The organism is Pseudorhodobacter sp. E13 (assembly GCF_003991405.1).
GTDB lineage: Bacteria > Pseudomonadota > Alphaproteobacteria > Rhodobacterales > Rhodobacteraceae > Pseudorhodobacter.
Map to the genome: position 1 here is coordinate 285,893 of NZ_RPEN01000156.1, position 8,832 is coordinate 294,724.

Below are 8,832 nucleotides of genomic sequence, written 5' to 3' on the forward strand. Positions count from 1 at the left end.
GAGAACCCTAAGACCGCGAAAATGTCTATACATGAAAACTGGCACGGGCACATGCAAAACGGGGGCACATGGCCCCCGTTTTCCGTGGTGGTCCTGGCCGGATCAGCCGTCGAAATCAACCTCTTCCATGATGCGCAGCGCCGCCGGGCGGGCCTTGGCAACCACGGTCAGATCAATGCTGTCGGCGGTGAAATCCCCCCAGCTTTGCACAAGGACCGAGCGTTCGACACCGGGTTTGGCCGGGAATTCGTGGTTGGTTTCGGCATAGATCTTCTGCGCCGCATCGCCCGACAGCCATTCCATGAACTTCAGCGCCGCGTCCTTGTTCGGGGCCGCTTTGGTCATCGCCACGCCCGAGACGTTCAGGTGGGTGCCATCACCTTCGAACACCGGGAACACGATGCGCACGGCATCGGCCCAAGCCTTTTGTTCGGGGTCATTGACCATCTGGCCCATGTAATAGGTGTTGCCAATGGCGATATCACATTCCCCGGCCCAGATCGCCTTGGCCTGATCCCGGTCGCCGCCTGCGGGTTTGCGGGCGAGGTTGGCTTTCAGCCCTTCGGCCCATGTTTTCGCATAATCTTCGCCGTGATGCGCAATCACCGCGCCCAGCAGCGCCACATTATAGTCATTGGTGCCCGAGCGCGAGCAGATGCGGCCTTTCCACTTGTCCGAGGCGAGGTCTTCATAGGTGGTCACTTCACCATCGGCCACGCGGTCCTTGGAGGCATAGATGATCCGCGCGCGCGAGGTCAGGCCGAACCACTGGTTATCCGCATCGCGCAGGTTGGCGGGGATATTGGCGGTCAGCACGTCCGAGGTGACGGGTTGCGTCACCCCTGCCTCGACGATCTGGGTCAGCCGCGCGATATCCACGGTCAGCACCAGATCGGCGGGGGAACGGTCGCCCTCGGCCACCAGACGTTCGGCCATGCCTTTATCGACAAAGGCGATGTTCACGTCGATGCCGGTTTCGGCGGTAAACGCATCGGCCAGCGGTTGGATCAGCTCTGGCTGGCGGTGGGAATAGATGTTCACCTCATCCGCAAAGGCGGGCAGGGCGATGGAGCCCAAGGCAAGGGCAAGGGCAGAAAGACGCAGCGACATGAAAGACCTCATTTCATCGGTTCGATTGCCCGTCTTAAACCTGACTATTTTACTTTGGTCAATACCTGACAGATATACTCGGAAAAAAATTCGGCAGGTCAGAACGGCCAGACAAGGGTGATGGTGGGCACGGCCACCGCGATCACGATGATTTCCAGCAGCAGGCCCATGCGCCAGTAATCGCCGAACTGATAGTTGCCCGGCCCCATGATGATGGTGTTGTTCTTATGCCCGATCGGGGTCAGGAAGGCGCAAGAGGCGGCCACAGCGACCCCCATCAGAAACGGGTCGGGGTTGGCCCCGATGGCATTGGCCACGCTGACGCCGATGGGGGCGGCAATCAGTGCGGTGGCGACATTGTTCAGAAAATCCGACAGGGTCATGGTGATGATCATCAACACCATCAACACGCCCCAAGCGGGCAGACCCATGGTCTGGCCGACAATCAGTTCTGCGATCAACTGGCTGCCGCCTGTATCTTCCAGCGCGGCACCCACCGGGATCAGGCAGGCCAGAAGCACGATTACCTTCCATTCAATCAGCGCATAGAAATCGCGTCCGCCAATCAGGCCAAGCGCCAGATAGGCCACGACGCAGATCCCCAAGGCAATGGCAAGCGAGGTGACGCCCAGCACCGACAGCGCAATCGCGGCCATGAAAATGCCAATCGCGCCAAGGGCTTTGCTGCGCTGCAACACCTCCAGCCGCCGGTCGGCCAAGGGCAGCACACCCAGCCAGCCGCAAGCGGTGGCGATATTTTCCTCTGGTCCGATCAGCAGCAGCAGGTCGCCCGGTTCAATCGGCAAACGGCGCACCCGTTCGCGCACCTGCTTGCCACGCCGCGAGATGCCCAGCAGGGTCACGCCATGGCGGCGGGTCAAGCGCAGGCCCAGCGTCGATTGCCCGACCACGCGCGCATCTTCGGGCACAATCGCCTCTACCAGGCTAAGGGATTTGCCCATCAAGCCGCCGTGTTTACCCACGCCCAAAGTATCCAGCCCGGCGGCCCCCATCATCGCCTCGATTTGCTTGGGGTCGCCTTCCAGCACCAGAAAATCGCCCTTCTGGATTTCGCGGTGCCGCGACAGGCCGGGCAGGCGCTTGCCGCCCCGCACAAGGCCAAGGATCACCACGTCATTGTCATCTGCCAGCGGATAAAGATCGCCAAGCGTCTGGCCGATGGCCTTGGAGTCCTCTGTCACCCGCGCCTCGGCGACATAAAGTCCGGCCTCGGCGTCCAGTGCTTGCGCATCGGGGCGTGACGGGATCAGCCGCCAGCCGATCAGCGCGACAAAGGTGATGCCGGCGATGGCGACCGCAAGCCCAACGGGGGCGAAATCAAACATGGAAAACGGCTGCCCCAGCGCATCTTCGCGGTATTGCGCGATGACGATATTGGGGGGCGTGCCAATCAGGGTGATCATGCCGCCCAGAATCGTGCCAAAAGACAGCGGCATCAGGGACAGCGACACCGCGCGTTTGGCCTTGCGCGCCGCATCCATATCCAGCGACATCAACAGCGCAAGCGCGGCCACATTGTTGATCACCGCCGAAAGCGCCGCCCCCGCCACCGCCATAACGCTGATATGCACAGGCAGCGCCCGGTCAGGCTTTGTCACATAACGCGCGATCAGTTCCACCGCGCCGGAATTCATCAACCCGCGCGACACGATCAGCACCAGCGCAATGATCACCACGGCAGGGTGGCCAAAGCCTTCAAAGGCAGCCGCAGGGTCGATCAACCCCAGAAGAACCGTGACCAGAAGGGCGACAAAGGCAACCAGATCATAGCGAAACCTGCCCCAGATCAACATTCCGAACAGCACGGCGAAAATGGCGAAAAGCATGGCCTGTTCGGTGGTCATTGTCTCAATCCCTCTTGGTTTGGGTATGGTGGGGCGGCGGGGTGGTGGGATCAACCGCAATCTGCCGGGGGGGCGCTTTGTAACGCAGGCGCGGGCATCAGGTTCCCGCAGGCTTGCCGCGCGCCTTATCCTCGGCCTTGGCGCGGTTCCACAATGCGTCCATTTCCGCCAGATCGCTTTGCGCAGGGGTTTTCCCGGCCTCGGCCAGCAAATCCTCGATCCGCATGAAACGGCGTTGAAACTTCTGGTTCGCCCCGCGCAAGGCTTCTTCCGGGTCGATGTTCAGGTGTCGCGCCAGATTGGCCATTACGAACAGCAGATCGCCGAATTCCTCCACCTGCTCGGCATGGCCAAGGGTCTCGCGCGCCTCGACCAATTCGCGGGATTCCTCGATGATCTTGTCCAGAACCTCCTCGGTCGAAGGCCAGTCAAACCCCACCCGCGCCGCCCGCTTTTGCAGCTTTACCGTCCGCATCAAGGCGGGCAGGCCAAGCGCCACCCCATCCAGCACACGGGCAGGGCCGCGTTCGGCGGCTTTGATCCGTTCCCAATCCGCGGTTTGCTGGTCGGCGCTTTTATCGCGGGACTCGTCGCCAAACACATGCGGGTGCCGGGCGATCATCTTTTCGGCAATCGCATCGGTGACGCTTTCAAAGCTGAAATGCCCCGCCTCGGCGCCCATTTGCGTGTGATAGACGGTTTGCAGCAACAAATCACCCAACTCGCCTTCCAACTCGGCCCAGGCCCCGCGCTCTATCGCATCAGCGACCTCATAGGCTTCCTCAATCGTATAGGGGGCGATGGTCGCGAAGCTTTGCTCGATATCCCAAGGGCAGCCGGTTTCGGGGTCGCGCAGGCGGGCCATGATTTCCAGCAGGCGCGGCAAGCCGCCATTCGGGTCAGCGATCAGCGCATCGCTTTGAGCGCGGGGGAGGGGGCGCGAAACAGGGGCCATTGCGGTTCCTTGCGAATTGCGGTCAGGTGGCGGTCATATCTTGCCGACTTAGGAGTAGACCATGCCCGTCCTGAATGCCATTGCTGGATATGCCGAGGAAATGACCGGATGGCGGCGGCATTTGCACCAACACCCCGAACTGCGGTTTGATTGCCACCAAACGGCGGCCTTCATTGCCGACCGCTTGCGCGCGTTTGGTGTCGATGAGCTGCATGAGGGCATCGCCACCAGCGGTATTGTGGCGATCATCAACGGGCAAGGCGCGGGGCCGGTGATTGGTTTGCGCGCCGATATGGACGCGCTGCCCATCACCGAGGCAACAGGCGTGGACTATGCGTCGACGGTGCCGGGGAAAATGCATGCCTGCGGCCATGATGGCCATGTGACGATGCTGTTGGGCGCGGCGAAATACCTGTGCGAAACCCGCCGCTTTGCCGGTCGTGTCGCGCTCCTGTTCCAGCCCGCCGAGGAAGATGGCGGCGGCGGGCAGGTGATGGTGCAGGAAGGCGTGATGGACCGGTTCAACATTTCACAGGTCTATGGCATCCATAACGCGCCCGGCGTGCCCTTTGGTCATTTCACCACCACGCCGGGGGCGCTGATGGCCTCGGTCGATACGGCCACGGTGACGGTGATTGGCAAAGGCGGGCATGGGGCGACCCCGCATGAATGTGTGGACCCGGTGGTGGCGATCGTCGGCATGGTGCAGGCGATCCAGACCATCATTCCGCGCAACACCTATGCGCTGGATGAGGTGGTGATCTCGGTCACGCAAATCCACACCGGATCGGCCAGCAATATCATCCCCGAGGATGGCTGGTTTTGCGCCACCATCCGTTGCTTTGACCCCGAAGTGCGGGCGCTGTTGAAGCGGCGCTTCCATGAGATCGTCGAGGGCCATGCCATGGCCTATGGCGTCAAGGCCAAGGTGGAGTATGATTGGGGCTATCCCGCCACCATCAACCATGCCGAACAGGCAGAGTTTGCAGCCAATGTCGCCGCCGAGATTTCGGGCGAAGACGCGGTGGAGGCCAATGGCGCGCGCGAAATGGGGTCCGAAGATTTCAGCTATATGCTGGAGGCGCGCCCCGGTGCGTATTTGTTCATGGGTATCGGTCCGGGCGCGGGCCTGCATCACCCGGCCTATAATTTCAACGATGAGGCCGCCCCCATCGGGGCCAGCTTCTTTGCCCGGCTGGTTGAACGCGCGCAACCTCTGGCCTGACGCTGCCGCCGGGATTTTCGTCTCGAAAATCCTGGCCCGGCCCAACCTTGAGGCGATGCTTGCAGGCCGAAGGCCTGCGGGCATCAACGAATGGCGGGAGTGGCCCGTTTTACCTCTCGCGAATCAGATCGGGCGGTGCTGCCCCACGCATCGCGGTCATTCAACCATTAGACCACCATATCTGGGTCACCGCATCCTTTGGTATCTTTGGCCGGCTGGTAAAAATTTGATCAAAATGCTAGGATCAGCCGGAACAGGAACCATGACCGGAGCCAAACATGACCGCCCTTTTCGCCAAAAACGGACCCAGTCCGCAGGATTTGTGGCAGATGGACCGCGATCATTCCTTACATCCATGGGCGAATTTCGGGCCGTTTGAAAAAGAAGGTTCATTGATCATGGCGCGGGGGGAGGGTTGCCATGTCTGGGATGCCGAAGGTCGGCGCTATTTTGACGCTGTGGGCGGTATGTGGTGCACCAATATCGGGCTGGGCCGTGCGGAAATCGGGCAGGTGATGGCCGAACAGGCAGTGCGGCTTGGCTTTGCCAACAGCTTTGTCGATATGGCGAATGGTCCATCGGCGCTGCTGGGGGCCAAGCTGGCAAGCCTCGCGCCGGGTGATCTGAACCGCGTGCATTTCACCACTGGCGGGTCTACGGCGGTGGATACCGCTTACCGGATGGTGCAATATTATCAAACCTGTATGGGGCGGCCTGCAAAAACCCAAGTGATCGCGCGGCAATCATCTTATCATGGCTCTACCTATCTGAGCCAAAGCATCGGCTTGCGCGATGGCGACCGGGTGGAACAGTTCCGCTATAAGGAAAGCGGCATCCACCACATCAGCGCCCCGAATTTCTACCGCGCGCCCGACGGCATGGACAAGGCCGCCTTCTGCGATCATCTGGTGGCGGAGTTTGAGGCCAAGATTGCCGAGGTGGGGGCGGAAAATATCGGCGGCTTCTTTGCCGAACCGATCCAGGCCTCGGGCGGGGTGATCGTGCCGCCAGAAGGCTATCTGCCCCGCATGGCCGCTATCTGCCGTAAGCATGACATCCTGTTTATCGCGGATGAGGTGGTCACCGCCTTTGGTCGCACCGGCCACTGGTTCGCCAGCCTCGATCAGTTCGGCATTCAGCCGGATATGATCACATGTGCCAAAGGGCTGACCTCGGGCTATATCCCCTTGGGCGCGTTGATCTTTTCAGACCGGATCTGGGCGGCGATGGCGGCAGATGGCGATCGCTGGTTCACCAGCGGCTTCACCTATTCCGGGCATCCGGTGTCTTGTGCGGTGGCGCTGAAGAATATCGAGATCATGGAGCGCGAGGATTTGCTGGGCAACGCCACCCGCGTCGGTGGCTATTTTGAACGCCGAATGGCCGCGATGAAGGCCCTGCCCATGGTGGGCGATGTGCGCGGCTCCAAGCTGATGGTTTGCGTGGAAAACGTGGCCGACAAGGCGCGCAAAACCCTGCTGCCGCAAGATCTGGATGTGGGCAAGCGTATCTCGGATGTGGCCGAGGGGCTGGGCCTGCTGGTGCGCCCGATGGGGCATTTGAACGTGATGTCACCGCCCTTGATTATCACAGAGGCGCAGGTGGATTTCGTGGCCGAGGTGCTGGAAAAATCCATCCGGCAGGTCGCCGATGGTCTGGTGCGGGGAGGCGTGGCCTTGTCGTAACGCATCGGCTTGACATGATCCGCGCCGCGCCGTTTTCTGCGCGCTTCGGATTGGCGCGTCTCCGGCTTTCAAACGACGCTTGATATAAAGGGGCTGGCGATGGCGCTGGAAGATGCAAAGAACGAAGTGGACGGCGCGTTTACGCGGGCAGGCTTGCGGGGGCTGGCGTTCGAGAATGCTTTTGCGGGCGCAACCTCTTTTCTGCGGCGCAAATATACCAAAGACCTGACGGGCGTTGATCTGGCGATCACCGGCGTGCCGTTTGATCAGGCGGTAACGCATCGCACCGGCACGCGTTTCGGCCCCCGCGCCATCCGTGAGGCAAGCGCCTTGCAGCCGTTTGATCCGCCCTATGGCTGGCCCACAAACCCGCTGGAGGAGATGGCGATTGTCGATTACGGCGATGTTGCCTTTGATTACGCGCATACGCCCAGCTTTCCGGGCCTGCTGACCGACCATATCCGCAAAATCCTACAGGCGGGGCCGGGAACCGTGACGCTGGGCGGTGACCATTTCATCACCTTGCCGATCCTGCGCGCCTATGCCGAGAAATTCGGCCCGATGTCGGTGATCCATTTCGACGCCCATTCCGACCTGTGGCAAGACGATGACATGGAGCGCATCGACCACGGCACGTTTTTCTACAAGGCGGTGAAAACCGGGATCATTGATCCGAAAACCTCGGTGCAAATCGGCATCCGCACCCATTGCGACGATTATCTGGGCGTTGAATATATCGACGCGCGCACGGTGCATGAAAAGGGCTGCGCCTATGCCGTGGCGCGGGCCAAGGAGATCGTGGGGCAAAACCCGACCTATGTGACCTTTGATATTGATTGTCTGGACCCGTCTGCCGCGCCAGGCACTGGCACGCCCGTTTGGGGTGGTTTGCAAACCTGGCAGGCTGCGGCCTGTCTGCGCGATCTGGCCGGCATCAACATGGTGGGCGGCGATATTGTCGAGGTTTCGCCTGCCTATGATACCACCGGGGCCACTGCGATTGCCGGTGCCCATGTCGCGCATGAACTGATTTGCCTCTATCACTGGGCACGGCACCGCAGATGAAAGGAATGCTGATGGGCCTGTTGGCTGGTCTTATTGTTGCCCTTGCCTTGGGCTTTGCGGCCTATGTGCGTTTCGCGCCCTCTGATCCTGCGCGCTGGCATGTTGATCCATCCGGCTTTTATGCGTGGGACCATGGCGGCGGCTGGGGAGAGGTGATCGCGCGTATGGATGGTGCGATTCTGCGGCTGCCCGCGCAAGAGGGGGGGCTGGAGCGGCTGGATGCGATTGCCATGGCCACCCCGCGCAGCACCCGGCTTGCGGGCAGCGTGGCAGAGGGGCGGATTACATGGGTCATCCGTTCGGCGCTGTGGGGCTTTCCCGATTACATCACGGCCCAGCAAACCGAAGACGGCATTTACATCGACTCGCGTCTGCGTTTCGGCAAATCGGACCTTGGGGTGAATGCCAAACGGCTGCAACTTTGGCTGGAACAGCTCTGATCTGCGCCTCGGGCCTGTAACATTTGGTCAAACGCCGTCCCTTGGGGGCGGCGTTTTGCATTTGTCCAAGGGGCACAAACGCCGAAACAAGGGGTATTCCGTCTGTGCATTTATGAACAGAAAACGTTTTTGCCCCGTTGTTCCCCGCCGTTTTCCTGCCCCGTGAGGCATTGAAACACGAAAGCCAAACTTCCCCGCGCGCTTTGCCAAGGAAACAAGGCGAAATCGCTGCGTGCGATTTCCGTCGCATAAGTTTCACCACAGAAAAGAAAATTCGCGTGATCGGTGGTGAGTGGAGTGTGATTTGAAACTCCACCCCCCGAGGCGCATCTTTCAAACACCGGCCAGAAAGACTGGTTCGCAAAAACAAACACGAGAAAAGGAAAACACCATGAAACGCATCATCCTCGCCACTGTTCTGGGCCTTGCCACCGTTGGTTCCGCCTCTGCCATGACCGATACGGGCCGCCTGTCGGGTCTGACCGAA

Annotated in this window: 7 protein-coding genes; 4 read left to right on the forward strand and 3 right to left on the reverse strand. The window is 60.7% G+C overall.

The window, feature by feature from the left end:
* Positions 1-102: 102 nt before the first annotated feature.
* The 3 genes from EGN72_RS12245 to mazG all read right to left on the reverse strand — a co-directional run bounded on the left by EGN72_RS12245 (position 103) and on the right by mazG (position 3,930).
* On the reverse strand, positions 103-1,110 hold the full coding sequence (locus EGN72_RS12245) for a Fe(3+) ABC transporter substrate-binding protein (protein WP_370323269.1): 1,008 nt from the start codon (positions 1,108-1,110) through the stop codon (positions 103-105).
* 98 nt (positions 1,111-1,208) lie between these two features.
* Entirely contained in the window at positions 1,209-2,975 is a 1,767-nt protein-coding gene (locus EGN72_RS12250; RefSeq protein ID WP_127047953.1) for an SLC13 family permease, read from the reverse strand.
* A 97-nt stretch (positions 2,976-3,072) separates the two neighbouring features.
* Positions 3,073-3,930 carry a nucleoside triphosphate pyrophosphohydrolase gene (mazG, locus tag EGN72_RS12255; RefSeq protein ID WP_127047955.1) on the reverse strand — a complete coding sequence of 286 codons (858 nt, stop codon included), beginning with the start codon at positions 3,928-3,930 and terminating at the stop codon, positions 3,073-3,075.
* 61 nt (positions 3,931-3,991) lie between these two features.
* Between mazG and EGN72_RS12260 the strand changes: the two genes are divergently transcribed.
* The 4 genes from EGN72_RS12260 (at position 3,992) to EGN72_RS12275 (ending at position 8,345) form a co-directional block, all read left to right on the forward strand.
* Positions 3,992-5,155, forward strand: coding sequence for a M20 aminoacylase family protein (locus tag EGN72_RS12260; RefSeq protein WP_127047957.1), 1,164 nt, complete (start codon positions 3,992-3,994; stop codon positions 5,153-5,155).
* Positions 5,156-5,433: 278 nt separating this feature from the next.
* Positions 5,434-6,840 carry an aminotransferase gene (locus tag EGN72_RS12265; RefSeq protein WP_127047959.1) on the forward strand — a complete coding sequence of 469 codons (1,407 nt, stop codon included), beginning with the start codon at positions 5,434-5,436 and terminating at the stop codon, positions 6,838-6,840.
* A gap of 99 nt (positions 6,841-6,939) precedes the next feature.
* Entirely contained in the window at positions 6,940-7,905 is a 966-nt protein-coding gene (gene speB, locus EGN72_RS12270; protein WP_127047961.1) for an agmatinase, read from the forward strand.
* Positions 7,902-8,345 carry a DUF1499 domain-containing protein gene (locus EGN72_RS12275; protein WP_233587126.1) on the forward strand — a complete coding sequence of 148 codons (444 nt, stop codon included), beginning with the start codon at positions 7,902-7,904 and terminating at the stop codon, positions 8,343-8,345. Before speB ends, EGN72_RS12275 begins: the two co-directional genes overlap by 4 nt.
* The last annotated feature ends 487 nt before the right edge of the window (positions 8,346-8,832 follow it).

What these genes read in the sequence shown, in the direction of transcription:
- EGN72_RS12245 (WP_370323269.1), bottom strand. Translation starts at nt 1,110, where the DNA reads ATGTCGCTGCGTCTTTCTGCCCTTGCCCTTGCCTTGGGCTCCATCGCC.
- EGN72_RS12250 (WP_127047953.1), bottom strand. Translation starts at nt 2,975, where the DNA reads ATGACCACCGAACAGGCCATGCTTTTCGCCATTTTCGCCGTGCTGTTC.
- EGN72_RS12275 (WP_233587126.1), top strand. Translation starts at nt 7,902, where the DNA reads ATGAAAGGAATGCTGATGGGCCTGTTGGCTGGTCTTATTGTTGCCCTT.
- mazG (WP_127047955.1), bottom strand. Translation starts at nt 3,930, where the DNA reads ATGGCCCCTGTTTCGCGCCCCCTCCCCCGCGCTCAAAGCGATGCGCTG.
- speB (WP_127047961.1), top strand. Translation starts at nt 6,940, where the DNA reads ATGGCGCTGGAAGATGCAAAGAACGAAGTGGACGGCGCGTTTACGCGG.
- EGN72_RS12265 (WP_127047959.1), top strand. Translation starts at nt 5,434, where the DNA reads ATGACCGCCCTTTTCGCCAAAAACGGACCCAGTCCGCAGGATTTGTGG.
- EGN72_RS12260 (WP_127047957.1), top strand. Translation starts at nt 3,992, where the DNA reads ATGCCCGTCCTGAATGCCATTGCTGGATATGCCGAGGAAATGACCGGA.